Genomic DNA, 26,584 nt, shown 5'->3' on the forward strand with positions numbered 1-26,584 from the left:
GCGGTGCCGGCACTCAGTCCTCGTCGGGCGGCGGGCCGTAACCGCCGCCCCCTGGGGTGCGCAGGACCAGCACGTCGTCGGGGCCCACCTCCGTGGTGGCGGCGCCGCCGAGGTGCTCGACGGTGCCGTCGGCGCGTTCCACCAGGTTCTCGCCGAGCGCACCCGGCTCGCCTCCCGCCATGCCGTACGGGGGGACCCTGCGGTGTCCGGTGAGGAGGGCGATCGTCATCGGCTCCAGGAACCGGATGCGGCGCTCCACCCCGCGCCCGCCCCGCCAGCGGCCGCGCCCGCCGCCGTCCTCCCGTACCGCGAAGGCGTCGATCCGCACCGGGTGGCGCCATTCGAGGACCTCGGGGTCGGTGAGCCGGGAGTTGGTCATGTGGGTCTGGACGGCGTCGGCGCCGTCGAAGCCGTCCCCCGCGCCGGAGCCGCTGGCGACCGTCTCGTAGTACTGCACGCGCGCGTTGCCGAAGGTGAGGTTGTTCATCGTGCCGGAGCCCTCGGCCTGGACGCCGAGGGCCGCGTAGAGCGCGCCCGTGACGGCCTGGGAGGTCTCGACGTTCCCCGCGACGGTGGCGGCCGGCGGTTCGGGCGCGAGCATGGAGCCGGGCGGCACGCGGATCTCCAGGGGTTCCAGGCAGCCGCTGTTGAGCGGGATGTCCTCGTCGACGAGGGTGCGGAAGACGTACAGGACGGCGGCCATGACGACGGCCGTGGGCGCGTTGGCGTTGCCGGGCAGCTGCGGGGAGGTGCCGGTGAAGTCGAGGACGGCGGACCGGCTTTCGCGGTCGACGCGGACGGCGACCCGGATGACCGCGCCGCCGTCGGTCTCGTAGCGGTAGGCGCCGTCGTCCAGGCGCGCGACGATGCGGCGTACGGACTCCTCGGCGTTGGCCCGGACGTGCCGCATATAGGCCCGGACGACGTCGAGTCCGAACTCGTCCACGGTGCGGCGCAGTTCCTCGATGCCCTTCTCGTTGGCGGCGATCTGGGCGCGCAGGTCGGCGAGGTTGGTGTCCGGGTCGCGGGAGGGGTGGCGGGCGCCGGTGAGCAGGGCCCGCGTCTCGGCCTCGCGCAGCCGCCCGTCGCGTACGAGCAGCCAGTTGTCGAAGAGGACGCCCTCCTCGTCGACGGTCCGGCTGAAGGCCGGCATGGAACCGGGGGTGATCCCGCCGATCTCGGCGTGATGGCCGCGTGAGGCGACCAGGAAGCGGAGGGGGGCGCCGGAGGCGGCGGAATCGTCGGGGCGGGCCGGGCGCCGGGGGCCCGCGAAGTCGTCGAACACCGGGGTCACGACGGTGATGTCGGGGAGGTGGGTGCCGCCGTGGTACGGGTCGTTGATCGCGTACACGTCGCCGGGGCGCAGGTCGTCGCCGCGCCGCCGCAGGACCTCTTTGATGGATTCGCCCATGGAGCCGAGGTGGACGGGGATGTGGGGGGCGTTGGCGATGAGGTTGCCCTCGGCGTCGAAGAGGGCGCAGGAGAAGTCGAGGCGTTCCTTGATGTTGACGGACTGTGCGGTGTTCTCCAGGCGGACGCCCATCTGCTCGGCGATGGCCATGAAGAGGCTGTTGAAGACCTCCAGCAGGACGGGGTCCACCTCCGTGCCGGCGGCCACGCGCGCGGGGCGGGGGCCGACCCGGTGCAGGAGGAGGTGTCCGGTGTCGGTCGCGGTGGCCCGCCAGCCGCTGTCGACGACGGTCGTGGCGTCGGCCTCGGCGATGATCGCGGGCCCGTCCACGGTGTCGCCCGGCCGCAGGTCCTCGCGCCGGTGGAGGGGGGCGTCGTGGGGCGTGCCCGCGCTGTGCATCCGGACGGTGGCGCGGGGGGCGGGCGGGCCTTCCCGTTCGTCCCGGCCGACGGCGGGACCGGCGTGCACGGGGCCGTGCGGCCCTGCCCTGCCCACGGCTTCCACGGAGACGGCCTCGACGACGAGCGGACGGTCCATGGTGAAGGCGTACCGCGCGCGGTGCACGGCCGTGAACGCGGTTCTCAGTTCCTCGGTGGGGGCGAGGTCGATCTGGAGGCTCGCGTCGGTGCCCGCGTAGCGCAGGAGCACGCGCGCGTGCGTCGTGATCGCCGTGTCCGGCAGGCCGTCGGCGCGCAGCTCCGCGCGCGTCCGCTCGGCGAGTTCGGCGCAGAGCGCCTCCACGCGCGCGAGGGTGCCGGACGCGTCGAGTTCGGCCTCGACGGACCGCTCCCGCATGGCGGTGGCGTCGGCGAGCCCGATGCCGTACGCGGAGAGGACGCCCGCCAGCGGGGGTACGAGGACGGTGTCGACGCCCAGGGCGTCGGCGACGGCGCAGGCGTGCTGACCGCCGGCGCCGCCGAAGCTGGTGAGGGCGTACCGGGTGATGTCGTGGCCGCGCTGGACGGAGATCTTCTTGACGGCGTTGGCCATGTCGAGGACGGCGATCTCCAGGAAGCCCGCGGCCACCTCCTCGGGCGTGCGGCCGCCGCCGACCTCCTCGGCGAGGGCGGTGAACCGTTCCCGCACGACGTCGGCGTCGAGGGGCAGGTCGCCCTTCTCGCCGAACACGGCCGGGAAGTGGGCGGGCTGGACACGGCCCAGCATGACGTTGGCGTCGGTGACCGTGAGCGGTCCGCCACGGCGGTAGCAGGCGGGGCCGGGGACGGCGCCCGCCGAGTCGGGGCCCACCCGGTAGCGACGTCCGTCGAAGTGGAGGACGGACCCGCCTCCCGCCGCGACGGTGTGGATGCTCATCATCGGTGCCCGCATCCGTACCCCGGCGACCTGTGTGCCGAGTTCGCGCTCGAAGGCTCCGGCGTAGTGCGACACATCGGTGGAGGTGCCGCCCATGTCGAAGCCGATGACCCGGTCGTGTCCCGCCCGGGCCGAGGTGCGGGCCATGCCGACGACGCCGCCGGCCGGTCCGGAGAGCACGGCGTCCTTGCCCCGGAAATGGGCGGCCTCGCGCAGTCCGCCGTTGGACTGCATGAACATCAGGCGGATTCCGGCGAGTTCGTGGGCCACCTCGTCGACGTACCGGCGCAGGATCGGCGAGAGGTAGGCGTCGACGACGGTGGTGTCCCCGCGCGGGATCAGTTTGATCAGCGGACTGACCTCGTGCGAGGAGCTGACCTGGGTGAATCCCGTGGCGCGCGCGATCTCGGCGATCCGGGCCTCGTGGGCGGGGTGACGGTACCCGTGCAGGAGGACGACGGCGGCGGCGCGGAAGCCCTCGCGGTGGGCGTCGGCGAGCGCCTCGGCGACGGCGGGTTCGTCCAGGGGCCGGACGACGTGCCCGTGGGCGTCGACGCGTTCCGGGACCTCGATCACGCGCGCGTACACCGCCTCGGGAAGCACGATGTGACGGTCGAAGAGCCGGGGCCGGTTCTGATAGGCGATGCGGAGGGCGTCGCGGAAGCCCTCGGTGACGAGGAGGACGGTCGGTTCGCCGCGCCGTTCCAGGAGGGCGTTGGTGGCGACGGTGGTGCCCATCTTGACCACGGCGATCCGGTCCGCGGGGACGGGTTCGTCGGGCCCGAGGCCGAGGAGGAGACGGATTCCGGCGACGGCGGCGTCCTGACGCCGGGCGGGATCGTGGGAGAGCACCTTGCGGGTGACGAGCCGGCCGTCGGGACGCCTGCCCACGATGTCGGTGAAGGTGCCGCCCCGGTCGATCCAGAACTCCCAGCTCCCGTTCATCTCCCCATTGTGGCCGCGAGCGCGGCGGCGAGGGCGTCGTCCGCGCGCGCGTCGAGCGGGGCGGGACCGGTGCCGTCGGCCCAGTGGCGCAGCTCCGCGCCGGCGAGCAGCAGAAGCTGCGGGAGCAGGTCGTGGCTGCGGCGCAGCAGCCAGCGGGTGCCCGCGGTGGCGAGCCAGAGCACCGCCTCGGCGCGGGTCGGCGGCGGCTGGAGGGGCTCCCGCTCGGGTGCGGCTCCATGGGCGAGTCCCCGGTCGGCGAGGAGCCGGTGGAAGCCCTCGGCCACGGCCCGGTGCCCTCGCTCGCCCGGGTGCAGCCGGTCGGCGCTCCACAGGGTGCGGTCCTCGGTCCAGGTGTCGCCGGCGAGGTGCAGATGGACGGCCCGGTACCGGACGGAGAGGGCGTGCACGACGGCGTTGACGGACCGCTGGCGGCGGGCGAGCGGACGCGCCAGCGGGGGCGGCAGACCGAGCATCCGGCCGGGATCGGGCAGACAGGCGGTCAGGAGTATGGCTCCGGCCGCGTCGAGGTCGGCGAGGACCCGGTCCAGGTGGTGGGCGAGGAGCCCGATGTCGAAGGTGCGGCGCAGGGTGTCGTTGACCCCGACGACGACGGAGGCGAGGTGCGGCCGGAAGGCGAGGGCGCGGGGGGCCTGCCGGTTCGCGACGTCGCCGCTGAGGGCGCCGCTGACGGCGAGGTTCAGGAGGGCCGTCCGCCGCCCCTCCGCCGCGAGCCCCTCGGCGAGCAGCGGCGCCCACCCCCGCCAGGCCCCTTCCACCCGGTCCCCGACGCCTTCGCTGAGCGAGTCGCCGAGCACGACGAAGCGGACGGTGCCGGTGGGACCCATCCCGGTCCCGGTCCCGGTGCCCCGACCGGAACCGGCACCGTGTCGGGTCGGAGGGACGGGGGCGGGGACGAAGGTCGTGCCCTGGCCAGGGACCGCGGCGGGGACGGGGACCACGACCGGCTCGGAGACCACAGCCGACGCGGAGGGCGCGACCGGTGCGGGGACCACGACCGGCTCGGAGACCACAGCCGACGCGGACGCCTGGTCCCGCGTCATCGGCGTACCTCCTCGGCTCGGCGTGCCGCGGGGCTCGTGACGGCGTCGTGGGCCCGGAGGAAGGCGGTGACGGAGCGCTCCCAGGTGAAGACCTCCGCACGCGCGCGTGCGGCCCTGCGGCGGGCGGTCTCGGGGGCCGCGAGGAGTCCGCGTACGGCCGAGGCGAAGGCGCCCGGGGTGTCGACGGCGGAGGCCCCCGCCGTGCCGACGACCTCCGGGAGGGCGGAGGAGGCGCTGACGACGACCGGCGTCCCGCAGGCGAGGGCCTCCAGGGCGGAGAGACCGAAGGTTTCCGCCGGCCCCGGGGCCAGGCACACGTCGGCCGCCGCCTGGAGGTCCGCCAGGGCCTCCCGGTCGGCGACGTGCCCGAGGAAACGCACGGGGAGCCGCCGCCGCCGCGCCCGGCGCTCCAGGGCGCCCTTCAGCGGCCCGTCACCGGCGACCACGAGCGCCGCCGCGATCCCGGAGTCCCGCAGCTCGGCGAGGGCGTCCAGGGCGGTGCCCGGCCGCTTCTCGACGGAGAGCCGCGAGCAGAGCAGGAGCAGCACCCGCTCCCCGTCCGTGTGCCGGGCCCGCAGCACGGTGCTGCGACGCCCGGGGCGGCAGCGGTCCAGGTCCACGCCGAGCGGAGCCCGTACGACGTTGCGGGCCCCGATCCGTACGAACTCGCGCTCCGCCCACTCCGTCGTGCAGACGATCCGCGCGAACGCCCACGCCGTACGGCGGTTGAGCCGGTCGGCCGCGCGGGCCGCGACCGCGGGCGGCACGCCCCAGGTGCGCAGCACGCCGTCCGCGGTCTCGTGGGAGACCATCACGGAGGGCACGCGGGCGCGCCGCGCCCACTCCCCCGTCCACCGCAGGGTCGTCCGGTCCGAGACCTCTATCCGGTCCGGGGCGAGTGCGTCGAGGAGGCGGCGCACCCGGCGCCGGTCGGCGAGGACCCGGTAGCCGCCGGTGCCGGGCAGCACGGGGCCGGGGAGGGTGACGACCCGGCCCTGCTCGGTGCGGACGTCGCTCGCCACGTCGCCGGGGACGACGAGGACCGGTTCGTGGCCGGCCGCCCGGTAACCGCGGCCGAGCTGGTCGAGGGCGGTGCGGAGGCCGCCCGATGTGGGGGTCACGAAGTTGGCGAGCCGCACGATCCGCAGCCCCTCCCCTTCACGCCCGTGAACAGCTTCGGTCCCGCTATCGCTGTGAACCCGGTCAACACGCCCGGCGCTCATGCCGCCACCGCCGTCCGCTCGCGCAGGACCTCCAGGTAGTGGCCGATCAGCTCGTCGCCCAGCGCCTCCCAGGTACGGCCCTCGACGGCGGCCCGCCCCGCGAGGCCGAACGCCGTGCGCAGCTCCGGCGCGGCGCCGAGCCCGGCGACGGCCTCGCGCAGCGCGTCCGGGTCCTCCGGGGGTACGAGAAGCCCGGTACGCCCGTGGTCGACCAGGTCCAGCGGCCCACCGGCGGCCGGCGCGATCACCGGGACGCCGCTGGCCATGGCCTCCTGCACGGTCTGGCAGAAGGTCTCGAACGGTCCGGTGTGGGCGAACACGTCCAGGGAGGCGAAGATCCGTGCCAGGTCCGCGCCGGTGCGACGGCCCAGGAACAGGGTGTCCGGCAGCGCGGTGCGCAGTGCGGGCCCGCTCGGCCCGTCCCCGACGACCACCACCCGTACGCCGGGGAGTCTCCCCGCTCCGGAGAGGAGGTCCACGCGCTTCTCGGGGGCGAGACGGCCCACGTAGCCGACGAGGAGCTCCCCCTCGGGGGCGAGTTCCGCGCGCAGCGCGTCGTCACGGAGTCCGGGTCGGAAGCGGACGGTGTCCACCCCGCGGCCCCAGAGCCGGATGCGGCTGATGCCGTGCGCCTCCAGGTCGCGGACGGCGGCGGAGGACGGGGCGAGGGTGCGGTCGGCGGCTCCGTGGACGGCCCGGAGGCGACGCCAGGCGGCGCCCTCGCCGGTTCCCACGTAGGTGCGGGCGTAGCCGGCGAGGTCGGTCTGGTAGACGGCGACGGCGGGGATGCCGAGCCGTGCGGCGGCCGTCATCCCGCGTACCCCGAGCACGAAGGGTCCGGCGAGGTGGACGAGGTCGGCGCGGTGGGCGGCGATGGCCGCGGCGACGCGGCGGCTGGGCAGGGCGACCCGTACCTGCGGATAGCCGGGCAGCGGGAGGGAGGGCACCCGGACGACGGCGCAGGGGGCGTCGTCGTCCGCGGCCGGGTCGGCGACGGCGGGGGCGATGACGAGCGGGGTGTGGCCCCGCCGGACGAGGTGGCGCGCGGTCTGCAGGGCGCAGTGCGCCACACCGTTGACGTCGGGAGGGAAGGATTCGGTGACGATGACGACACGCATACGGGTGTTCTCGTCGCGCTCGGCGTGTCCCCGCCAACGTCGATCTGGACGGGGAGGGAACGTCCCATGAGCGTTTCGCGCGGGAGCGCCGGTGGGCCCGGAGGTCTCGGGGACCTCGGGGACTCCGGGGACTCCGGAGGGCTCCGGAGGGCTCGGAGCAGGAATCGTTCCGTGGCCCGGCCGGTGCTCCGGGGCGGGGCCTCGCTCGGCGGGTTCTCCGCCGGGGGCCGCGCCGCCCCGGAGCCGGGTGACGGGGTGACCGGGTCCGACCGGGGGGCCGGACCTCGATCGGGCCGGATGCCCGGCCCGGGTCCGACCGGGGTCAGACCTGGAGGTCAGGCCCTATCCGGTTGCGCACCGCGGTCTGGACCTCGACCTCCTCGGCCGGGTCGGCGGCGAGGCGGCGCAATCGTTCGGCGACGCGGACGTCTCCGGTCTCCGCGTGCTGGGCCGCGACCTCGCGGGTGGTCTCCTCGCAGTCCCAGAGGCATTCGACGGCGAAGCCGGTCGCGAAGGTGGGGTCGGTGGCGGCGAGGGCGCGGGCGACGCGCCCGCGCAGCTGGGACGAGGCCGTCTCGCGGTAGACGTGGCGCAGTACGGGGGCCGCGCAGGCGATGCCGAGGCGGCCGACGCCGTCCACGAGCCCGCCGAGCACGGGCGCGTCGGGGCCTTCGAAGCGGATGGTGTCGCGGAGCGCGCCGAGGACGGAGGGGGAGTCCTGGGCGGTGCCGCGGCAGGCGAGCACGTCGGCGGCGGCGGCGCCGAGGGCGTCGGTCCGGCGGACCCACGCACGGGCCCGGGCGACGGCGTCCTCGCCGCACATGCGCCGGTAGGCGGCGATGGCGGCCTCGGCGACCTCGTGGGAGTCACCGTCGGCGGCGGCCTCGACGAGGTCGAGGACGGCGGGGTCGCGTGACTCGGCGAGGTGGTGCAGGGCGGCGCCCCGGGCTCCCACCGCGCCGTGCCGGGCGGCGGCGAGGAGTTCGGGCCGGTCCTCGGGTCCCGCGACGGCGGTGAGGCAGCGGGCGGCGGGGCCGTACAGCACGGCTCCGCGCTCGTACCCCTCCTGTGCCCAGTCGAGGACGGCGCGCACGCTCCAGCCGGGGCGGGGCCCGGCGGGGCGCATCTGGCGCTGCCAGCGGTCGAAGGAGCCCTGTTCCTGGGCGGCCCTGACCCGGGCGCCGACGGCGTCGCGCCGGTCCTCGGCCCACAGGCGCCACGGACGGGGCTCGAAGGCGTCGCGCACGACGCCGGCCAGCTCGGCGTCGCCCGCGGCGTCGGCCGGGAAGCGGGCCAGTACGGGACCGGCGAGCGCGCGGAGTCCGGCGTCGTCGTCGCGGAGCGCCAGCTCGTCGAGGGCCCAGGCCCAGTTCGTGCCGGTCGCCGCGTAGCGGCGGAGCACGAGCAGGGCGTCCTGGCGTCCGTAGGAGGCGAGGTGCCCGAGGACGGCGAGCGCGAGTCCGGTGCGGGACTCCTCGGTGTCGAGGTGGTCCTCGGCACCGAACAGGTGCGCCTCGATCTCCTCGAGACCGCCGTGGAGGTCCAGGTAGAGACGGGCGTAGTAGAGGGAGCGGTTCTCGACCTGCCAGTCGTGGCGGGGATCGTCGAGGACGCAGTGGTTGAGGGCCGCGAGGGCCTCGGCGCGTGGCGCGGCGAGTGCGTGCAGGGTGCCGTCGCCGCGGCCCCGCTGCAGCAGGCCGAGCAGGGTGCCGCTCGGCGCTATGACTGGATCGAACATGGGAAGACGCCTCACATCAAGCTGTCGACACGACCGGGGGATACCGGGATGACCCGGGTCGGGCGGTACATCGCCCGTACGCCTAGGCCGTGCGGCGACATGTCGGGCCGCTTGTCGTCCATCGCCTGCCAGTGACCATCTTCCTCAGCCTCTCGTCGGTGGCCCGTTTTGCCGGGCCCGACGTCATGATGACCCACCCATTTCGCCACCGCGACCACATTTACGACGCCGCTCTCACCTGGGGTTCAGTACCCGTTCACCGGGATCCGAAGAGCTCGACGAGTTCGGTCTTGCCGAACATCCGGGCGGTGTCGACGGCGGACGGAGTCCCTGCCTCCGGATTCGCGCCGCCGGCCAGGAGCGCGCGGATCACGGCGTCCTCGCCCTTGAAGACGGCGCCGGCGAGCGGGGTCTGGCCGCGGTCGTTGGCGCGGTCGGCGTCGGCGCCGCGCGCGAGGAGGGCGGACACCGCGGCGGAGTGGCCGTGGTAGGCGGCGAGCATGACGAGGGAGTCGCCCTTGTCGTTGGTGAGGTTCGCGGGGACACCCGCGTCGACGTAGGCGGCCAGCGCGTCGGCGTCCCCGGTGCGCGCGAGGTCGAAGACCTTGGACGCCAGCTCGATGACCTCGGGGTCCGGAGTCTCGCTCATCGGGTGGGACCGCCTCTCTCCTGCGTTGTCGGCCGGTGCACGGCAAGCGCGGCCGTACGAGTGAATCGACAGGGTACTGCCCGTTCGGTGACATGACCGCGCTCGACCGAGGCAAAGATCACGGCAGTCCGCCCACGGCCGCTCCTCTAGCGCACGCCGGGCATTTCGCCACCCGACAGTCCGTTCGACGTCCGCCGGTCAAGTGAAATCACCCGTTTTTCACCCTAATGCACCTTTAGTCACATAGATACTTGCTGTGAACTTGGAAGGACTCATGGTGACTGTCCCCTCAACCAGGAGAACAACCAATGATCCTGTCCATCTCAGGCGTGGTCCTGCTCGGCATCATCTGCTTCCTGTTCTTCAAGAAGGACGGGATGAAGGCCTCGCACGCCCTCGTCAGCGCGCTGTTCGGCTTCTACCTCGCGGGCACCGCCATCGCCCCGAGCATCACGGCGGGCGGGCAGAGCCTCGCCGGCCTCCTGGGCGGGATCAAGTTCTGACGCCCTTCCGTCCCTTCCACCACTTCAGGAGTACTTCGTGGCCCGGCGACCACTCCCCCGCATTCTGAGCAGCGGCAGCGCACAGATCGCTCGTAGTCGAGAGATCGCGCGCACGGCCGCCGACAGTGCCACCGACGTGCTCCATCCGCTGATCACGGTCTCCCGTGGTCTGCGGAAGCTGGCCGCGACCGCGCGCGCCAAGTGGGCCGCGACCCCCAAGGAGCGGCGTGGTCCCACGCTGCTCCTGGTCGCGGCCTGCGTGCTCGTCGTCGCCCTCATGCCGTACGGGCCGCTCCTCGCGCTCGTGACGCTCATGGGCGCGGCCGCGTGGAAGGGGCGCGAACGCCCGGTCGTGAAGACCGGGCCCGACGACGCGGAGGTCGCCCGGCTCAAGGGCCTGTACGAGGCCCTCGTGCCGTACTTCTCCGTCCCCGACGACCCCTCCCCGCTCTTCGCCCACGGCGGCGACTGGAGCGGAGCCTTCGCGGAGTACGCCTTCGACGAGGACGGGCGTCTCACCCGCCTGAGGATCGCGTACCCCCCGTACTTCACCGACGGCGAGCCGGCGGCACGCGCCCGGATCGAGCAGCTGCTGCACGCCAAGTCGGGGCGCGGCCGCGAGTACCGCTTCGACTGGGACGAGGAGGGCAACCGGCTCGTCATGAGCGTGCTGCCCGCCCTGCCCACCACCATCGCCGCCCAGCGCTTCGTCACCGTGCCGGGCGAGACCGTCCTCGGCTTCACCGACGCGGACGCCGTGCAGCGGACCGTGCCCGTGGTCGGGACGGACGGTACGGAGGACGCGCCGGCCGTGGTCTGGCGCACCGGCCCCCGCTCCGCCGAGCCGCATCTGCTGGCCGTCGGCCAGCCGGGCAGCGGCACCACCTCCCTGCTGCGCTCGATCGCGCTCCAGGCCCTCCCGCACGGCGACGTGCTGATCGTCGACGGCGGCGGCACCGGCGAGTACGCCTGCCTCACCGGCCGCGACGGGGTCCTGGCCGTCGAGTGCGGGCTCTCCGGCTCGCTGACCAGCCTGGAGTGGGCGGCGCACGAGACGGAGCGCCGTCTGATCGCCGCCAACCGAGCCCGGCAGGCCGGCCACGCGGCGCCGGAGGACACCCGGCGGCCGCTGTGGATCCTGCTGGACCGGCCGAGCGTCCTGGGCCACCTGGCCGCCGCCGACGGCCGTCCCGACCCGCAGGAGCTGCTCCAGGTGCCGCTGCGGCACGGGCGCGCGGCCCAGGTCACGGTGGTGGTCGCCGAGCAGTTCGACAGCGCGGACACGCTGAGCGAGGCCGTACGGACGCACACGAGGGCGCGGATCGTGCTCGGTCCCGCCGCCCCTGAGGAGATCGCGGCCGTCCTCGGTACCGAGCCGCACACCACCCCGACGCCCCAGGTCCCGGCCGGCCGCGGCTACGCGCGCCTGGGCACCGGACCGGTCCTGCGCCTCCAGGTGCCGGCGACGCCCGACCCGTACGACGACGCGACGAGCGAGGCGCACCGGCAGGCGGTTCTCGAACTCCTCCCGGAGCGCCGCGACGCGGCGACGACCATGGCGATCGAGACGATCACCGTGAAGAGCCCCGAACCGGCCCCGGCACCCCGCGCAGAGCCGGACCCCGGCCCCGCCCCGCTGCACGCCCCCGTCCCCGCGGAGGGCTGAGCACACCGCGCATGCGAGGAGGCCGGTACGGACCCCCGGGTCCGTACCGGCCTCTTCCGTGTGCGACGGCTAGGCCACGAACGACCGCGGCGGCTCCGTGCCCCCGCCCGCGCCCGACTCCACCAGCCGGGCCGCGGCGGCGAGCCGGGCGGCCGCCTCGTCGGCGACCGGCCCGCCGACCGTGAAGGGCAGCCTGACGAAGCCCTCGAAGGCCCCGTCGACACCGAATCGCGGCCCGGACGGGACGCGGACGCCGACCCGCTCCCCCGCCTCGGCGAGCCGCGAGCCGGAGAGGCCGCCGGTGCGGACCCAGAGGGTCAGGCCGCCGCGCGGCACCGAGAACTCCCACTCGGGGAGCTCCCTGCGGACCGCGGCGACGAGCGCGTCCCGGTTCTCCCGGGCCTGGTCGCGGCGGAGGGCCACGGCCTCCTCCCACCCGCCCGTCCGCATGAGCCAGTGCACACCGAGCTGCTCCAGGACGGGGGTGCCGAGGTCGGCGTACGCGCGCGCGGCCACCAGGGAGCGGATGACGTCGGGCGCCGCCCGGACCCAGCCGATGCGCATGCCCGCCCAGAAGGCCTTGCTGGCGGAGCCGACCGTCAGGACGGTGGAACCGGCCGGGTCGAAGGCGCAGACCGGCCGGGGCATCTCAAGGTCGTCGTCCAGACGCAGTTCGGCCATGGTCTCGTCGACGACGAGGACGGTGCCGGCCGAGCGGGCGGCGTCCACGAGCTGCCGCCGCTGGTCCTCGTCGGCCAGCGCGCCGGTCGGGTTGTGGAAATCGGCCACCACGTACGCGAGGCGGGGCGCCGCGTCGCGCAGCACCTGGCGCCAGCGGCCCAGGTCCCAGCTCCCGAGGCCCTCGGACATGGCGACGGGCACGAGCCGGGCGCCGGCCGCCCGCATCAGCTGGAGGATGTTGGCGTACGAGGGGGACTCGACGGCGATCCGCTCGCCGCGCCCCGCGAAGAGGTGGCAGATGGCGTCGATGGCACCCATGGCGCCGGTCGTGACCATGATCTGCTCGGGCATCGTGGGGATGCCGCGCGCGGTGTACCGGTCGGCGAGCATCTGCCGCAGCGCGGGCAGTCCCGCCGGGTAGTCCCCGTGGGTGTGGGCGTAGGGCGGCAGTTCCTCCAGGGCGCCCTGGACGCCGCGGGTGAGCCAGGGCTCGGGCGCGGGCAGCGCCGCGCAGCCGAGGTCGATCATCGAACCGAGGGCCTCGGGGGGCAGCGGTTCGAGGCCACGGGCGGGCAGCGGGTTCCCGGCCGGTACGGCAGTCCAGCTGCCGGCCCCGCGCCGCGATTCCAGGAAGCCCTCGGCGCGGAGCGCCTCGTAGGCCGCCGCCACGGTCGTACGGCTGACGGTGAGGGCGAGGGCGAGTTCCCGCTCGGCGGGCAGCCGGGCGGCGACCGGGACGCGCCCCTCCAGGACGAGCAGACGGATGCCGTCGGCCAGGGCGCGGTAGGCGGGCGGCTTCCTGGCGCCGGGTCCGGCGGGTCGCGGCTGCTGCGCCTGGAGTTGCCGGGCGAGCTGCGCCGGCCCCACCGCCGAAGTCCACTGGGCCATCGAAATCAGTCCACCTTCCTCGAATTGGCCATGGTTGGCACCCGTTCTCCCGCCACAGAGTGTCATGAGCCAGTCCACTACCACCACCCTGGGGGGAAGTCCCTTGTCCATCGCCTCCGGCCGCCACGGCCGGCACCTCACCCGTCGGCTCGTCCAGCTGTATGTGGGCCTGACGCTGTACGGGGTCAGCTCGGCCCTGCTGGTGCGCAGCGGTCTCGGTCTGGAGCCCTGGGGAGTCCTCCACCAGGGTCTCGCCGAGAAGACCGGTCTGACCATCGGCGTGGTGTCGATCATCGTCGGGGCCGTGGTGCTGCTGCTGTGGATCCCGATCCGGCAGCGGCCGGGGCTCGGCACCGTGTCCAACGTGTTCGCGATCGGTCTGGCGATGGACGGCACCCTGGCGCTCGTCCCGGACGTCCACGGCCTGGCCGGGCGCATCCCGCTGCTCGTGGCGGGGATCGTCCTGAACGGGGTCGCGACCGGCCTGTACATCGCGGCGCGCTTCGGCCCCGGCCCGCGGGACGGCCTGATGACCGGTCTGCACCGGCTCACCGGCCGGTCGATCCGGCTGGTGCGGACGGCGATCGAGGTGGCGGTGGTCGCCACCGGCTTCGTGCTGGGCGGCTCGGTCGGCGTCGGCACGGTGCTGTACGCGCTGGCCATCGGACCCCTCGCCCAGTTCTTCCTCCGACGGTTCGCCGTTCCGGAGCCGGACTCCGGAAGCACCTCGGTCGCCCCCGCGCCACCGGAAGACGCCATACTGCGGCGGTGACTCGCGTACGCCACCCTTATCTCGACCACCCGTCGCCCCTCCCGTTCGCCCATCGCGGCGGCACGGCCAACGGCCTGGAGAACACCGCCGAGGCCTTCCGCCGGGCCGCCGCGGCGGGCTACCGCTATTTCGAGACCGATGTGCACACGACGGCCGACGGCGCTCTCGTCGCCTTCCACGACGCGACCCTCGACCGGGTGACGGACACCGCCGGCCGGATCCGCGACCTGCCCTGGGCGGCGGTCCGCGAGGCCCGGGTGGCGGGCAAGGAACCCCTGCCGCTCTTCGCCGACCTCCTGGACGAGTTCCCGGAGGCCCGCTGGAACGTGGACATCAAGGCCGAGTCGGCCCTCCACCCGCTGGTGGACCTGATCCGCGAGCGGCGCGCCTGGGACCGGGTCTGCGTGGGCTCCTTCACCGAGGCCCGCGTGGCACGGGCCCAGCGCCTGGCCGGTCCCGAGCTGGCCACCTCGTACGGGGTGAGCGGGGTGGTCGGGCTGCGACTGCGCTCGTTCGGCATCCCGGCGGCGGTACGGGCCGGTGCGATCGCCGCACAGGTTCCGGAGCGCCAGGGCGGTGTCCCGGTGGTCGACCACCGCTTCGTGCGGGAGGCGCACGCGCGCGGGCTCCAGGTCCATGTGTGGACGGTGAACGATCCGGCCCGGATGAACGCTCTCCTCGACCTCGGGGTGGATGGCATCATGACCGATCAACTGGAGACGCTGCGCTCGGTGCTGACCGAGCGGGGTGAGTGGGTCTGAGCGCGCGTCCCGGTGCCGTCGGGCCCGGATCACCGAGCCCGATCACGGGGACGAACGAGGGGGCGCGGCCTTGACCGCTGAAACCACCGAACCGGAGGAGTACGCCGCCGATCCCGCGGAGCGCAGACGGGAACAGCGGGGCTGGTACTTCTACGACTTCGCGTGCTCGGTGTACTCGACGAGCGTGGTCACCGTGTTCCTCGGCCCCTATCTGACCTCGGTGGCACGAGCGGCCGCCGACGCCGAGGGCTTCGTGCACCCGCTCGGGATACCGGTGCGGGCCGGCTCGCTCTTCGCGTACGCCGTGTCCGCATCGATCGTGGTCGCGGTCCTGGTGATGCCCCTGGTGGGCGCGATCGCCGACCGCACGGGCCGGAAGAAGCCGCTGCTCGCGGCCTCGGCCTACGTGGGCGCGACGGCGACCGCCTGCATGTTCTTCCTGGCGGGCGACCGGTATCTGCTCGGCGCGTTCCTGCTGATCGTGGCGAACGCCTCGCTCTCGGTCTCGATGGTGCTCTACAACGCCTATCTGCCGCAGATCGCGGAGCCGGACGAGCGGGACGCGGTCTCGTCGCGCGGCTGGGCCTTCGGCTACACCTCGGGCGCGCTCGTCCTGGTCCTGAACCTGGTCCTGTACTCGGGCCACGACTCGTTCGGCCTCACGGAGGGCGAGGCGGTCCGGATCTGCCTGGCCTCGGCCGGTGTCTGGTGGGGCGCCTTCACCCTCGTACCGCTGCGACGGCTGCGCGACCGGCGCCTCGCCGCGGAGGGCCGGGACCCGGCCGGGGAGGAACCGGTCGGCAGCGGCTGGCGTCAGCTGCGGGAGACCCTCAAGGACATGCGCCGGCATCCGCTGACGCTCTCCTTCCTCCTCGCCTACCTGATCTACAACGACGGCGTGCAGACGGTGATCTCCCAGGCCTCGCTGTTCGGTTCGGAGGAGCTGGGCCTCGACCAGACCACGCTCATCACGGCGGTCCTCCTGGTCCAGGTGCTCGCCGTGGCGGGCGCGCTCGGCATGGGGCGACTCGCCCGGACGCACGGCGCCAAGCGGACGATTCTCGGCTCGCTCGCGGTGTGGACCGCGATCCTCGCGGCGGCCTATTTCCTGCCGGCCGACGCGCCGGTTTTCTTCTACTCCCTGGCGGCCGCGATCGGCCTTGTCCTCGGCGGGAGCCAGGCTCTGTCGCGCTCCCTGTTCTCGCATCTGGTGCCGCGCGGCAAGGAGGCGGAGTACTTCTCGGCCTACGAGATGAGCGACCGGGGGCTCAGTTGGCTGGGTCCACTCGTGTTCGGTCTCGCGTATCAGCTGACCGGGAGCTACCGGGATGCCATCATCTCCCTGGTGATCTTCTTCGTGGTCGGCTTCATCCTCCTCGCCCGGGTCCCGGTGCGGCGCGCGGTGGAAGCCGCGGGGAACCCCATACCGGACCGAATTTAGACGTGGCAGTGAAAGGGCGGTAGTGTACGCGTTTGGCCTGCCAGGCGGACCGTTACTGCGTGCTGCTTTGGTGAAGACACCGGGTTACATCTGCCGTCAGATGTGACAAAACGGGCACTGGTGGGTACAACAAGGGGCGGCACGACGGGCGACGCATGACCCGGCACGGGAATCTTTACCGCCGACCGGACGTTGACCGGATAACGACGACAGCGACACCTGTCCTGTGGGCGACAAGCCCGGGAGGCACGATTCATGAGTGAGCGAGCTCTTCGCGGCACGCGCCTCGTGGTGACGAGCTACGAGACCGACCGCGGCATCGATCTGGCCCCGCGCCAGGCCGTGGAGTACGCATGCGAGAAGGGCCATCGTTTTGAGATGCCCTTCTCGGTGGAAGCGGAAATTCCGCCGGAGTGGGAGTGCAAGGTCTGCGGAATCCAGGCACTCCTCGTGGATGGGGACGGACCTGAGGAGAAGAAGGGCAAGCCTGCGCGAACGCACTGGGACATGCTCATGGAGCGACGCACCCGCGAGGAGCTGGAGGAGGTCCTCGCCGAAAGGCTGGCCGTCCTGCGTTCCGGCGCCATGAACATCGCCGTGCATCCGCGCGACAGCCGCAAGTCCGCCTAGCGGACCCACCGGACGCACGACGCCGCGGGGCCCGGTACACGAACTGTGTACCGGGCCCCGCGGCGTTTTCCGTGCCCGGGGGTCCACCGTCGAGCGTGCGCGGGTCTCCCACCGTGCGCTCGGGTCACCCGGCCGAACGACGTGCCCCGCCTCCCGTTCACCGGGAGGCGGGGCACGAAGGAACGAGGAACGATCAGGGCGTCAGGGGCGGGCGGGGCCCATCGGCCCGACGCGGGCCCTGAGCGGCGTCCTCGCGGATGACCTCACCCTGGACGACCTTGCCGTCGGGGCGGTGGATACGGGCCTGCTGGAAGGCGTCCTGGAGGCTTCCGGGAGGCGCGGCGGCCATCCGGCGCGCGGCGGCCCTGTCCGCGTACCGCCCGAGGAGGGAGCGGACCGGGGGGATCAGCAGCAGCAGACCGACCGCGTCCGAGACGAGGCCGGGGATCATCAGGAGCAGACCGCCGAGCATCAGGAAGCCGTTGCGGTCCTCCGTGCCGGTCCGGTCGGGCGCCGGGGGCGTCGCGCCGGCCTGCGCCGCGGCCTGGGCCTGCTGGAAGGTCGAGGTGAGGTTGCGGAAGGCACGTCGGCCCGCCCGCTTGACGACGGCGGCACCGAGCACGGCGCCGCCGACGAGCAGGGCGAAGACGGTCAGTCCGCCCGCCGCGTTCGCCACCACCGTGAGCAGCCAGATCTCCAGGACCAGCCAGGCGGCGACGGCGAGCGGAAGGAACGTACGCGCGCGTGAGCGCTTCGGGGCGAGGGGAGGCGTTGCGCCGGTCGTCATGGACCCCAGTGTGCCTGGAGCCCCGCCGGAACGTCGTAAAGGAGAGATCAGGAGACGGAAGGGCGGGAACGGGTCAGGAGGACTTCCGGCCGAGCAGCTTGCCGACCTTCTCCGCCCGCGCCGACAGGCCCCAGCCGGTGACCCGCCACAGCGCCTCGACGACGATGTTGCGGCTCATCTTGGAGTCGCCGATCTCACGCTCCACGAAGGTGATCGGGACCTCGACGACATGGAAGCCGGCGGCGACGGCGCGCCGGGCCAGGTCGACCTGGAAGCAGTACCCGGCCGAGGCCACGTCCTCCAGGCCCAGGCCCTCCAGGGTCTCCTTGCGGAAGGCCCGGTAGCCGCCGGTGACGTCGCGGATCGGCACGTCGAGCATCACGCGCGAGTAGAGGCTGCCGCCGCGGGAGATGAACTCGCGGGACTTCGGCCAGTTCACGATGCGGCCGCCGGGCACCCAGCGGGAGCCGAGGACCAGGTCCGCGCCCTTGAGGGCGGTGAGCAGCCGCGGGAGCTCCTCGGGCTGGTGGGAGCCGTCGGCGTCCATCTCGACGAGGACGTCGTACCCGTGCTCGATGCCCCACCGGAAGCCGGCGAGGTAGGCGGCGCCGAGCCCCTCCTTGCCCTTGCGGTGCAGGACGTGCACATGGTCGTCCTCGGACGCGATCTCGTCCGCGAACTTGCCCGTGCCGTCAGGGCTGTTGTCGTCGGCGACGAGAATGTGCGCCTCGGGTACGGCTTCCCGCACCCGCGCGACGATCGGCTTGATGTTCTCCGCCTCGTTGTAGGTCGGAATGATCACCAAGGCCTTGCCGAGCGGGCCGTAACGCCTCTGGCCACCGTCGTTCACTACTGCCCCTTCGGATACAAACGCAGGACCCCACCATAGCGAGGTCCTCGGAGTGCTCCGGCGCGGCGGGTCGACTGTGAGGGGCGGACGTGCGGTGCGGGGCCCGTCGTCCTTCGGTCCGACCTGGGATCCGCTGGCTGCGGATCGACCGAGAGCCGTTGTCTACTGAACGTCCGGGCCCCACCCGGGTCGCACCTTCCGCCGGAGAAACCTTCCCTCGCGGCCGAGGCGCGGGCGGCGTTCGGCGAAAGCGTGGGGGTGCGGTCCGGTCGGACGTCCTGTGGTGGACGCGGAGAACCTACCCGCCCGTGACCGGCGACTGTCAACACCCGCTTGACCTGCGGAGACTTCCCAAAAGGCCAGGCCGGAGGGGAAGATCCGCAGGTCGGGGACAAGCGTACGGAACAGGTGTCCCAGGGGGACATATCCCTACATCACTCGTTCGGCCGTACGAACACCGGCTGCCCGTGCACGACCGTGCGCAGACAGACGGGGAGAGCGACACCGGGGGACAGATCGGGCAGACCGGGCGTCCCGGAGCGCGGGTCGGTGGACCAGCGGGCCACCCGGTCGTCGGGCGCCTGGACGACGAGCTCCTCGGTGCGCCAGACCGCGTAGTCGGCGGGTGCGCCGGGCACCAGCGTCCCGGCGTCGTCGCGGCCCACGGCCCGCCAGCCGCCCCGGGTGTGGGCGGTGAAGGCGGCCCGGACGGAGATCCGGTGCTCCGGGGTGCGGTGGAAGGCGGCGGCCCGGACGGTGCCCCACGGATCGAGCGGCGTGACCGGGCTGTCGGAGCCGAAGGCCAGCGGCACGCCTGCGCGCAGCAGCGCCGCGTACGGGTTGAGGGTGCGGGCACGCCCGGCACCGAGCCGGTCGGCGTACATCCCCTCCTCGCCGCCCCAGAACGCGTCGAAGGCGGGCTGGACCGAGGCCGTGAGGCCGAGCTCCGCGAAGGCGGCGATCGTCTCCGGCGTGAGCATCTCGACGTGCTCGACGCGGTGCCGCGCGGCCCGGATCCTGGCCAGGCCGAGCTTCTCGGCGGCGGCCCTGACCCCCTCGACGACGGCCGTCACGGCGGCGTCCCCGATGGCGTGGAAACCGGCCTGGAGGCCCGCCTCGGTGCAGGCCACGACATGGAGGGCGACGGTGGCCGCGTCCAGATGGACGGCCCCCGTGTGGGCGGCGTCGGCGTGGTCGGCATAGGGCTCGTGGAGGCAGGCCGTGTGGGAGCCGAGGGAGCCGTCGGCGAACAGGTCGCCGGCCGCACCGAGGGCGCCGAGGGCGCGGGCCCGCTCGATGTCGAGGTCCGCCCAGTAGCCGACGACCCGGGGCCCGGCCTCGTCGCGGGCCAGGTCCAGGAGGCCGGTGAAGTCCTCCTCGGAGGAGATCCGGGGCCCGCCGCACTCGTGCAGGGTGCCGATGCCGAGGGAGGCGGCCCGGCTCCGGGCGGCGCGCTGCGCCTCGGTGCGCTGGCGCGCGGAGACGGCGCCGAAGGCGGCGGCGCGCACGGCGTGATGGGCGTCGCCCGTGAGGGGCCGCTGCCCGTCGTGGAAGCCGTCCAGGTCCCGGATGCCGGGGACCAGGTCGAGGAGGGCGGTGGTGACGACGGCGGAGTGCACGTCGATCCGGGTCAGGTAGAGCGGGCGGCCGCCGGCGAGTTCGTCGAGCTCGGCGCGGGTGAGCGGCCTGCGCTCCGGCCAGCGGGCGGCGTCCCAGCCGTGACCGATGAGGATGCGGTCCTCGGGGCGGGCGGCGGCATGGGCGCGGATCAGCTCCGCCGCCCCGGTGAGCGAGGCGGCGGTGGACAGGTCGAGCCCGGTGAGGGCGAACCCGGTGGCGGTGGTGTGCACATGGGCGTCGACGAACGCCGGGGTGACGAGCGCGCCCTCCAGGTCGACCACCTCGTCCACGCCGGAGGCGAAGGCGTCGGCCGCGCCTTCCGAACCCACCCAGGCGACGTGCCCGCGTTCCACCACCATGGCGGTGGCGAAGGGGTCGGCGGGGCTGTGGACCTCTCCACCGCGCAGCAGCACGGTGGAGTGTTCGGCGGGAGACGCGGCAGACATGGACTCACTCATGCGACCAGGCTAGGACCTGGCCGGACCCGGTTTGTCCGGCAGGTCCCCCTTGATGCGGCCCGGCACTCCCCGCCGGGCGCCTCGGACCCCCCCCGCCGGCGGGTCAGACGCGCGGCGGCCTGGCCTCGTACGGGGTGGAGAGGACGACGGTGGTGCGACTGGAGACACCAGCCTGGGAGCGGATGCGGCTGAGCAGGTGCTCCAGCTCCAGCGGGGTGGCGACCCGGACCTTGAGGATGTAGTTCTCGTCACCGGCGACGCTGTGGCACGCCTCGATCTCCGGGATGTCGGCGAGCCGGTCGGGGGTGTCGTCGGGGGCGCTGGGGTCGAAGGGTTTGACCGAGATGAAGGCGGTCAGCGGCAGACCCACGGCCTCCGGGTCGACGACGGCGGCGTAACCACGGATGACTCCGCGCTGCTCCAGACGGCGGACGCGCTGATGCACCGCCGACGTGGACAGGCCCGTGGCCTTGCCCAGGTCGGTGTAGCTCATGCGCCCGTCCTTGACGAGCAACTCGACAATCTGACGATCCAGCTCCTCCATGCGGTGACCCTATTGCTCCCGGAGGAACGGGGCACTGCCGAGGTCGACCAATATCAGGCGGTATGGGCCGCCACGGGGCACCTGCGAAGGGCATGTGATGAACGCCACAGGTTTGCGTCCGGCCTGAGGTAGTGCCACACGATTATGCGGACGGCCGTATGGGAAGTGCTTGCTGTGGTCGAGGCCGTACAGATCCGGCCGACCCACCCGAGGGGGAGATTCTCCATGCAGGAGCCTGTTGATTCGGTCGACACGTCCGACGAGCTCGACGCGTACGACACCTTTGAGATGTTCCGGGTCGTCTGCCCGGAGTGCGTGCAGCCCATCGCGCTGCTCGCGGACGAGGACGTGCTGCCGGAGCACGCGCTCTGCCCGACGCCGTGGAACCCCTTCGTCCTGACGGTCTGCCCGGGTACGGGCCTGTCGGCGACCGGGGCCCGCCCGGCCGACGACACCCTGGAGGTCCAGGAGCAGGACACCGCGCTGCTCCTGACGCTCCCCCAGGGTCTCGACTGGCGCACGCAGCCCTTCTCGCACGTCGGCGGTCCGGGCTCGCGTCCGCTGCGGGTGCCGCAGATGCGGCGCGCGGCCTAGGTTCCTTCCGGGCGGGGCCTCCGGGCCCCTCCGTTCACCAGTAGCTTCCCCGCACCATCGCCGCGAGCGTGGCGTGGTGCAGGATCAGGCCGTCGGGGTCCGCGGGCACCTCGACCTCGCCGAAGTGGGCCTGCCGGTACGCGATCCTGAGCATGACGATCGCGTGCCGCAGCGCCGCGTAGAGGGTGTGGAACTCCATGTCGCGCGGGGTGTGCCCGGTCAGTTCCGCGTAGCGCCGTTCGACCGACTCGCGCCGCAGGAAGCCGGGCAGCCCGGGCTGCCCGAAGCCGACGGTGAGGTCCTGGAAGAAGCGGTGGAGGTAGACCGTCCAGCCGAGGTCGACCTCGCGCGGGACACAGGCCGCCATCTCCCAGTCCAGGACCGCGGCGGGGGTGAATCCGTCGTAGACGATGTTCCCGATGCGCGCGTCGCCCCAGCCGAGCACGGCCGGGCCCTCGTCGGCCGGCCAGTGCGTCTCCAGCCAGTCGAAGGCCGACTCGATGAGCGGCGAGGGGGCGAGTCCCTCCACCACCCAGGCGTAGTAGGCACGCTGGGCGTCGACGTGGCGGCGCAGGGGTGTCCCCACGCCGTCCGGCAGCAGGAACGCGGCCTCCTTCGCCGGGAACTGGTCGTGGAGCCGGGCGAGCACGGAGACGGATCCGGATTCGAGCAGGGCGCGTTCGGCGTCGTCCGCGTCGTGCAGCCAGTTCCCCTCGTACGTATAGGGCATGACGTCCGGCGGGACCCGGCCCTCGGCCCGGGCCATCACGAAGAAGGGGGCGCCGAGCGGTTCGGGGTCCTCTTCGAGCCAGAGCACGCGCGGTACGGGCACGTCGGTGTGCTCCCCGACGAGGCTCATGACGCGGTGCTGGCGCGCCATGTCGTAGACGGGGAAGACGGTGTACGCGGCGGGGTCGGCGGCCAGCCGCAGGGCGCAGCCGCGCACCGGCGCGTCCGGGTGGACCAGGTCGAAGAGCAGGGTCTCGCTCGACATGCCGTTGGAGCCGGGCACGGCGAGATCGGTGACGCGGGCTCCGGGCAGGTGCCGGTCCAGCCAGCCGGTGAGGCGGCGCCCGAGCTCCTCGGGGTCGCGGGTGCTGGTGCGGGGACGGGGTGTGGGCACGTCGGTCTCCTCAGAGGGCCGTTGACGTGTGGTCGGCGAATCCGCTGGGGTCGTGGCGGCCGAAGGAGCCGTGTTCGAATATGCCGTAGCCGGTGTGGCCGTCGAGGGTGAAGCGGGCGGCGTGGTCGGTGACTCCGTAGGCGGCCATGGGGTGGGCGGCGGGGTCGGTGAGGTCGTAGACACGCCGGTCGGTCCAGCCCCGGCCCTGCCAGGTGCCGTGCTGCCAGTCGGTGGCGGGCGGATAGCCGGCGCCGACGGCGAGCGGGGAGGAGGCGAGGATCTCCACGCCGATCTCCAGGGGCTTTCCGGTGGGGTCGGTGAGGTGCACGGCGGCCCGCTCGGGGTGGCGGGTGCCGGTGCGGTAGGTGATATCGGTGCGGGGCCAGCCGAGTTGGGTGTCGCGGTGGCCGTTCCGTACGAGCAGGGCCTCGTTGAGGGTGCGGTAGCCGTCGGCGTCCTCCTGGGCGACGACCATGAGGAAGCGGTCCTCGAAGCGCATCGGGATCCAGAGCCAGTGGAAGCCCTCGGGGCGGAACTCGGCGCCCCGGCCGGGTTCCTCTCCGGGGATCGGGCGGACTCCCCAGCTGCGGTCACGGGTGCCGGTCCACTCCCCCGGGGTGACCGTGAACTCCTCGCCACCGGCCCTGATCGTGCCCGCGCAGTGCCCGGCCTGGACGAACCGCCGGCCTTCGAGGGTGAGCCGGCCGCCGTGGCGCTGGGTGTGGTGGGGTTCCCAGACGGCGGGGAAGTCGCCGGTCCAGGTGAGGTCGTACGAGATCCCCTCGGGGTCGTCGGGGTCGGCCGCGCACCGCAGGGAGAGGCGTTTCAGGGGCTCGTCGACAGTGATGGCGAACGGGCCGACGGAGAGGTTCATCCGGTCGTCGCCGAGGGCGTCGGAGGCCCGGACGGCGTGCAGCCGGTCGCCGATCCGGAGGGTGGCGTAGGCGTCGACGACGCCGGTGTTGGGGTAGACCCCGAGGCCGGCGATGAGCAGGGCGCGGCCGGTGTGGTCGAAGACGTGGAAGATGCACCGGTCGTAGGCGTTGCGGTCGCCGCTGACGTGGTGCTTCATCGAGAGCGGGGCCTGGTGCACGGGGTATTCGTCGAGTGCGACGGGCCGGTCGTCGACGTGCCGGTGCCCGGACATGGCTGACCTCCTGGTCGGCGAGCGCTTCCGCGAGAAGAACTGACGGTACGTCAGCTGAGCTTCGGGGGGCCAGAGTCGTGCACCGGGTACCGGACGAACTGCCTCTCGAATCCCCCGGGCGGTGACCACGGCTGCCGGGACGCGTTGGTCCGGGCATGACCACGCTGTACACCACCCCCAGCGGCATCGGTCGGCACCGACAGGCGGAGACACGCGCTGAAGAATCGGTTCCTCGCCCGATTCCCACGCCGACGCCGCCGCCCGCACCGGCGCCCGGCCACGGCCCCCTGCCGGCGCCCGTCCCCGTCCCCGTAACGGCGCAGGCACCCGCCCCGGCCCCCGTCCCCGCCGACCCGCCCATCTACAAGGCCGTGCTCTCCCTCTGGGCGAGCCAGGGCCGCACCCTCCCGGGCCACCGCGACCGGGAATGGGCACGGCTCGCCGCCGGCCCCGTCTGGGCGGACCGCACGGTCCGCGTCAGCGGGACTCTGGTCCGACCAGGTGACGGGCGATGACCACCCGCTGGATCTGATTGGTCCCCTCGACGATCTGAAGCATCTTCGCCTCGCGCAGATACCGCTCCACGGGGAAGTCCGCCGTGTAGCCGTACCCCCCGAGCACCTGTACCGCGTCCGTCGTGATCTGCATGGCGGCGTCCGTGCAGAACAGCTTGGCCATCGCCGCGCACCGGCCGAAGGGACGCCCCTCGTCCCGGAGCCGCGCCGCCTCCAGATACAGCGCCCTGCCCGCCTCGACCCGGGTCGCCATGTCGGCGAGGAGGAAACGGATCCCCTGGAAGTCGGAGATCGGCCGGCCGAACTGACGGCGCTCCCCGGCGTACGCCACGGCCTCGTCCAGGGCCGCCTGGCCGAGCCCCACCGCGCAGGCGGCGATGCCGAGCCGCCCCGAGTCCAGGGCGTCCAGCGCGATCGCGAAGCCCTGGCCCTCCGCACCGAGGCGCCGCGCGTCGGGGACGCGTACGCCGTCGAAGTGGAGCTGCGCCGTGGGCGAGCCCTTCATGCCCATCTTCCGCTCGGGAGCGGCCGCGCTCAGCCCCGGCGCGTCCCCCGGCACCAGGAAGGCGGTGATGCCCCGCGCACCCGCCCCGCCGGTCCGGGCCATCACCGTGCAGAAGTCCGCGATCCCGCCGTGGGTGATCCACGCCTTGGTGCCGTCGATCACCCAGTCGCCGCCGTCGGGACCCACCCGGACGGCCTTCGTCCGCAACGCCGCCGCGTCCGATCCGGCGGAGGGCTCGGAGAGGCAGTACGCCCCGAGCAGGCCGCCGCCCAGCATCGCGGGCAGGTGGGCGCTCCGCTGCTCCTCGGTGCCGTAACGGGCGAGGGCGTGGCAGGAGAGGCTGTGGACGCTGACGCCGAGGCCCACGGTGAGCCGGGCCGCCGCGAGCTCCTCCAGCACCTGGAGGTAGACCTCGTACGGCTGGCCGCCCCCGCCGTGAGCGGGGTCGTAGGGCAGTCCGAGGAGCCCGGAACGGGACAGCAGTGTGAACAGCTCGCGGGGGAAGTGTCCGTCGGCCTCCTCCTCGGAGGCACGCGGGGCGATCTCCCGCCGGGCGATGTCCCGCGTCAGGGCGAGCAGCTCGCGGGCCTCGTCGGTGGGCAGCCGGCGTTCCACGCCGTCCGGGGTGCTGTCGGCCATGACCGGACGCTCCTCCCTGCCGGGCGCGGGCACGGGCACGGGCGTGCGAGCGTGCCGCGCGGGGTCGCGGGGAGTATGCCCGTTCGAGACACCGGGATCACGCGGCGGCCGGAGGATCACACGGACGCCGGGAGAACCCCGGACGCTCCACGGGCCCCGCTACATGAGGCCCGCCCGTGTGACGAGCACGGCGAGAAGGACGACCAGGGTCCAGCCGAGGACGTGCTCCAGGACCTTGGGGCCCCGGTCGTCCTCGGGACCGCCGGTCCGGGCACGCGGGAGAAGCCGTGCGTCGGTGGAGGAGGTGGAGGATGCGGAGGTCATGGCGACCACCTTGCGGTACGGGGGCGGCCCCGGGGTAGAGACGTGGGTCACTTCCCCCGGGACCGCACGGGCGCGTCAGACGATGCCGAGGGCCGCGAGGGCCTTGCGCTGCGCGGCCGAGGGCCGGTCGGGGAAGTAGAGATAACAGACCCCTCCTGTGCCGGAGACCACTTTCCCGCTCGCGTTGTACCGCTTGGTGCGGAGCCAGATGTTCTCCAAATGGGAGGGCGCCTCATACCACGCGGCGTCATCTCGCGCAAACATGCAGGTCAGAGGCGCGGACGGCGTGAGGCAATTCGAGCGCAGATGCGCTGGTGCTGACTTGGTGCTGACTTCCGCTGGCGTCCGTTCCGGTCCGTTCGGGTGCGTCGTGCTGGATCGGTGCTGACTCCGGGGCCCTCGTCGCCCGGCAGCCCGCCACCCGCTTGGTGCGGCCGCCATTCCTTATTACCGTCCTCGAGAGCAGCTGAAGCAAGCGTAGAGGAATCGTTCGTGAGTGAGCCGATGTGGGACGTCCAGGCGCTTGCCGCCTATCTCGGAAAGCCAGCTTCTTGGGTGTACGACAATCACCTCAAGGAAGAAATGCCGAGCTTCCGCGTGGGCCAGCAGCTGCGGTTCTCTCCGCCGGAAGTTCGACAGTGGCTAGAGGAGCGATGCCGAATGGTTGCGTGAACTTC

23 protein-coding genes and 1 pseudogene are annotated in these 26,584 nt (G+C 73.4%); 8 read left to right on the forward strand and 16 right to left on the reverse strand.

All coding sequences use genetic code 11. The features are described 5' to 3' along the window. Positions 1-13: 13 nt before the first annotated feature. The 6 genes from ACH4MY_RS28180 to ACH4MY_RS28205 form a co-directional block, all read right to left on the reverse strand. Positions 14-3,670, reverse strand: coding sequence for a hydantoinase B/oxoprolinase family protein (locus ACH4MY_RS28180; protein WP_398006554.1), 3,657 nt, complete (start codon positions 3,668-3,670; stop codon positions 14-16). Then, positions 3,667-4,731 (reverse strand): SGNH/GDSL hydrolase family protein, encoded by a 1,065-nt coding sequence (locus tag ACH4MY_RS28185; protein WP_398006555.1) that lies wholly within the window; start codon positions 4,729-4,731, stop codon positions 3,667-3,669. Before ACH4MY_RS28185 ends, ACH4MY_RS28180 begins: the two co-directional genes overlap by 4 nt. Beyond that, complete coding sequence (locus ACH4MY_RS28190; protein WP_398006556.1) at positions 4,728-5,954, reverse strand: glycosyltransferase; 1,227 nt, start codon at positions 5,952-5,954, stop codon at positions 4,728-4,730. The genes ACH4MY_RS28185 and ACH4MY_RS28190 overlap by 4 nt, the downstream gene beginning before the upstream one ends. Beyond that, on the reverse strand, positions 5,951-7,072 hold the full coding sequence (locus ACH4MY_RS28195; RefSeq protein ID WP_398006557.1) for a glycosyltransferase family 4 protein: 1,122 nt from the start codon (positions 7,070-7,072) through the stop codon (positions 5,951-5,953). The genes ACH4MY_RS28190 and ACH4MY_RS28195 overlap by 4 nt, the downstream gene beginning before the upstream one ends. 322 nt (positions 7,073-7,394) lie before the next feature. Next, positions 7,395-8,810: a HEAT repeat domain-containing protein gene (locus ACH4MY_RS28200; RefSeq protein WP_398006558.1), complete on the reverse strand. Its 1,416-nt coding sequence runs from the start codon at positions 8,808-8,810 to the stop codon at positions 7,395-7,397. Positions 8,811-9,066: 256 nt separating this feature from the next. Then, positions 9,067-9,459 carry an ankyrin repeat domain-containing protein gene (locus ACH4MY_RS28205; RefSeq protein WP_398006559.1) on the reverse strand — a complete coding sequence of 131 codons (393 nt, stop codon included), beginning with the start codon at positions 9,457-9,459 and terminating at the stop codon, positions 9,067-9,069. Positions 9,460-9,767: 308 nt separating this feature from the next. On the opposite strand from ACH4MY_RS28205, the gene ACH4MY_RS28210 reads away from it, so the two are divergent. Both ACH4MY_RS28210 and ACH4MY_RS28215 read left to right on the forward strand, forming a co-directional pair. Continuing rightward, a complete protein-coding gene (locus tag ACH4MY_RS28210; RefSeq protein ID WP_015032212.1) occupies positions 9,768-9,962 on the forward strand; it encodes a hypothetical protein in 195 nt (64 codons plus the stop codon). 37 nt (positions 9,963-9,999) lie between these two features. Further along, positions 10,000-11,628 (forward strand): hypothetical protein, encoded by a 1,629-nt coding sequence (locus tag ACH4MY_RS28215; protein ID WP_398006560.1) that lies wholly within the window; start codon positions 10,000-10,002, stop codon positions 11,626-11,628. Between the two features lie 69 nt (positions 11,629-11,697). Here the strand turns inward: ACH4MY_RS28215 and ACH4MY_RS28220 are convergent, their stop codons facing one another. Continuing rightward, the gene (locus ACH4MY_RS28220) at positions 11,698-13,197 is read right to left on the reverse strand and encodes a PLP-dependent aminotransferase family protein (protein ID WP_398006561.1); all 1,500 of its coding nucleotides are present in this window, start codon (positions 13,195-13,197) and stop codon (positions 11,698-11,700) included. Between the two features lie 64 nt (positions 13,198-13,261). Here ACH4MY_RS28220 and ACH4MY_RS28225 point away from each other — a divergent pair, with 64 nt between their 5' ends. The 4 genes from ACH4MY_RS28225 (at position 13,262) to ACH4MY_RS28240 (ending at position 16,801) form a co-directional block, all read left to right on the forward strand. Beyond that, positions 13,262-13,969: a YitT family protein gene (locus ACH4MY_RS28225; RefSeq protein WP_398006562.1), complete on the forward strand. Its 708-nt coding sequence runs from the start codon at positions 13,262-13,264 to the stop codon at positions 13,967-13,969. Next, positions 13,966-14,730: a glycerophosphodiester phosphodiesterase gene (locus tag ACH4MY_RS28230; RefSeq protein WP_398006563.1), complete on the forward strand. Its 765-nt coding sequence runs from the start codon at positions 13,966-13,968 to the stop codon at positions 14,728-14,730. Before ACH4MY_RS28225 ends, ACH4MY_RS28230 begins: the two co-directional genes overlap by 4 nt. 70 nt (positions 14,731-14,800) lie before the next feature. Beyond that, entirely contained in the window at positions 14,801-16,171 is a 1,371-nt protein-coding gene (locus ACH4MY_RS28235) for an MFS transporter (RefSeq protein WP_398006564.1), read from the forward strand. Positions 16,172-16,426: 255 nt separating this feature from the next. Beyond that, on the forward strand, positions 16,427-16,801 hold the full coding sequence (locus ACH4MY_RS28240; protein WP_015032218.1) for an RNA polymerase-binding protein RbpA: 375 nt from the start codon (positions 16,427-16,429) through the stop codon (positions 16,799-16,801). A 193-nt stretch (positions 16,802-16,994) separates the two neighbouring features. Here the strand turns inward: ACH4MY_RS28240 and fxsA are convergent, their stop codons facing one another. From fxsA to ACH4MY_RS28260, 4 genes are all read right to left on the reverse strand, one after another. Further along, positions 16,995-17,588, reverse strand: coding sequence for an FxsA family membrane protein (gene fxsA / locus ACH4MY_RS28245; RefSeq protein WP_398006565.1), 594 nt, complete (start codon positions 17,586-17,588; stop codon positions 16,995-16,997). Between the two features lie 73 nt (positions 17,589-17,661). Next, on the reverse strand, positions 17,662-18,438 hold the full coding sequence (locus tag ACH4MY_RS28250; protein ID WP_398006566.1) for a polyprenol monophosphomannose synthase: 777 nt from the start codon (positions 18,436-18,438) through the stop codon (positions 17,662-17,664). Positions 18,439-18,872: 434 nt separating this feature from the next. Continuing rightward, complete coding sequence (locus ACH4MY_RS28255) at positions 18,873-20,516, reverse strand: amidohydrolase (RefSeq protein WP_398006567.1); 1,644 nt, start codon at positions 20,514-20,516, stop codon at positions 18,873-18,875. Positions 20,517-20,619: 103 nt separating this feature from the next. Continuing rightward, the gene (locus tag ACH4MY_RS28260; RefSeq protein ID WP_015032222.1) at positions 20,620-21,060 is read right to left on the reverse strand and encodes an Lrp/AsnC family transcriptional regulator; all 441 of its coding nucleotides are present in this window, start codon (positions 21,058-21,060) and stop codon (positions 20,620-20,622) included. A gap of 225 nt (positions 21,061-21,285) precedes the next feature. On the opposite strand from ACH4MY_RS28260, the gene ACH4MY_RS28265 reads away from it, so the two are divergent. Next, positions 21,286-21,654 carry a hypothetical protein gene (locus ACH4MY_RS28265; protein ID WP_398006568.1) on the forward strand — a complete coding sequence of 123 codons (369 nt, stop codon included), beginning with the start codon at positions 21,286-21,288 and terminating at the stop codon, positions 21,652-21,654. A gap of 34 nt (positions 21,655-21,688) precedes the next feature. Here ACH4MY_RS28265 and ACH4MY_RS28270 read toward each other — a convergent pair whose 3' ends face one another. From ACH4MY_RS28270 to ACH4MY_RS28290, 5 genes and pseudogenes are all read right to left on the reverse strand, one after another. After that, positions 21,689-22,777 carry a phosphotransferase family protein gene (locus ACH4MY_RS28270; protein WP_398006569.1) on the reverse strand — a complete coding sequence of 363 codons (1,089 nt, stop codon included), beginning with the start codon at positions 22,775-22,777 and terminating at the stop codon, positions 21,689-21,691. 10 nt (positions 22,778-22,787) lie between these two features. Next, positions 22,788-23,924, reverse strand: a complete 1,137-nt coding sequence (locus tag ACH4MY_RS28275) for a hypothetical protein (RefSeq protein ID WP_398006570.1) — start codon at positions 23,922-23,924, stop codon at positions 22,788-22,790. A 477-nt stretch (positions 23,925-24,401) separates the two neighbouring features. After that, entirely contained in the window at positions 24,402-25,583 is a 1,182-nt protein-coding gene (locus tag ACH4MY_RS28280) for an acyl-CoA dehydrogenase family protein (RefSeq protein WP_398006571.1), read from the reverse strand. Positions 25,584-25,742: 159 nt separating this feature from the next. After that, positions 25,743-25,907: an SCO1431 family membrane protein gene (locus tag ACH4MY_RS28285; protein WP_398006572.1), complete on the reverse strand. Its 165-nt coding sequence runs from the start codon at positions 25,905-25,907 to the stop codon at positions 25,743-25,745. 75 nt (positions 25,908-25,982) lie between these two features. Continuing rightward, positions 25,983-26,123 (reverse strand): annotated as a pseudogene (locus ACH4MY_RS28290) (peptidase C39 family protein); the annotation flags it as partial. Between the two features lie 276 nt (positions 26,124-26,399). Between ACH4MY_RS28290 and ACH4MY_RS28295 the strand changes: the two are divergent. Continuing rightward, entirely contained in the window at positions 26,400-26,579 is a 180-nt protein-coding gene (locus ACH4MY_RS28295; protein WP_148001714.1) for a helix-turn-helix domain-containing protein, read from the forward strand. Positions 26,580-26,584 lie beyond the last annotated feature (5 nt).

It is taken from the genome of Streptomyces sp. NPDC017246 (assembly GCF_044331325.1).
Taxonomy (GTDB): Bacteria; Actinomycetota; Actinomycetes; order Streptomycetales; family Streptomycetaceae; genus Streptomyces.

What these genes read in the sequence shown, in the direction of transcription:
- ACH4MY_RS28220 (WP_398006561.1), bottom strand. Translation starts at nt 13,197, where the DNA reads ATGGCCCAGTGGACTTCGGCGGTGGGGCCGGCGCAGCTCGCCCGGCAA.
- ACH4MY_RS28260 (WP_015032222.1), bottom strand. Translation starts at nt 21,060, where the DNA reads ATGGAGGAGCTGGATCGTCAGATTGTCGAGTTGCTCGTCAAGGACGGG.
- ACH4MY_RS28240 (WP_015032218.1), top strand. Translation starts at nt 16,427, where the DNA reads ATGAGTGAGCGAGCTCTTCGCGGCACGCGCCTCGTGGTGACGAGCTAC.
- ACH4MY_RS28255 (WP_398006567.1), bottom strand. Translation starts at nt 20,516, where the DNA reads ATGAGTGAGTCCATGTCTGCCGCGTCTCCCGCCGAACACTCCACCGTG.
- ACH4MY_RS28180 (WP_398006554.1), bottom strand. Translation starts at nt 3,670, where the DNA reads ATGAACGGGAGCTGGGAGTTCTGGATCGACCGGGGCGGCACCTTCACC.
- ACH4MY_RS28185 (WP_398006555.1), bottom strand. Translation starts at nt 4,731, where the DNA reads ATGACGCGGGACCAGGCGTCCGCGTCGGCTGTGGTCTCCGAGCCGGTC.
- ACH4MY_RS28225 (WP_398006562.1), top strand. Translation starts at nt 13,262, where the DNA reads ATGAGCCAGTCCACTACCACCACCCTGGGGGGAAGTCCCTTGTCCATC.
- ACH4MY_RS28210 (WP_015032212.1), top strand. Translation starts at nt 9,768, where the DNA reads ATGATCCTGTCCATCTCAGGCGTGGTCCTGCTCGGCATCATCTGCTTC.
- ACH4MY_RS28280 (WP_398006571.1), bottom strand. Translation starts at nt 25,583, where the DNA reads ATGGCCGACAGCACCCCGGACGGCGTGGAACGCCGGCTGCCCACCGAC.
- ACH4MY_RS28195 (WP_398006557.1), bottom strand. Translation starts at nt 7,072, where the DNA reads ATGCGTGTCGTCATCGTCACCGAATCCTTCCCTCCCGACGTCAACGGT.
- ACH4MY_RS28200 (WP_398006558.1), bottom strand. Translation starts at nt 8,810, where the DNA reads ATGTTCGATCCAGTCATAGCGCCGAGCGGCACCCTGCTCGGCCTGCTG.
- ACH4MY_RS28205 (WP_398006559.1), bottom strand. Translation starts at nt 9,459, where the DNA reads ATGAGCGAGACTCCGGACCCCGAGGTCATCGAGCTGGCGTCCAAGGTC.
- ACH4MY_RS28265 (WP_398006568.1), top strand. Translation starts at nt 21,286, where the DNA reads ATGCAGGAGCCTGTTGATTCGGTCGACACGTCCGACGAGCTCGACGCG.
- ACH4MY_RS28285 (WP_398006572.1), bottom strand. Translation starts at nt 25,907, where the DNA reads ATGACCTCCGCATCCTCCACCTCCTCCACCGACGCACGGCTTCTCCCG.
- ACH4MY_RS28275 (WP_398006570.1), bottom strand. Translation starts at nt 23,924, where the DNA reads ATGTCCGGGCACCGGCACGTCGACGACCGGCCCGTCGCACTCGACGAA.
- fxsA (WP_398006565.1), bottom strand. Translation starts at nt 17,588, where the DNA reads ATGACGACCGGCGCAACGCCTCCCCTCGCCCCGAAGCGCTCACGCGCG.
- ACH4MY_RS28190 (WP_398006556.1), bottom strand. Translation starts at nt 5,954, where the DNA reads ATGAGCGCCGGGCGTGTTGACCGGGTTCACAGCGATAGCGGGACCGAA.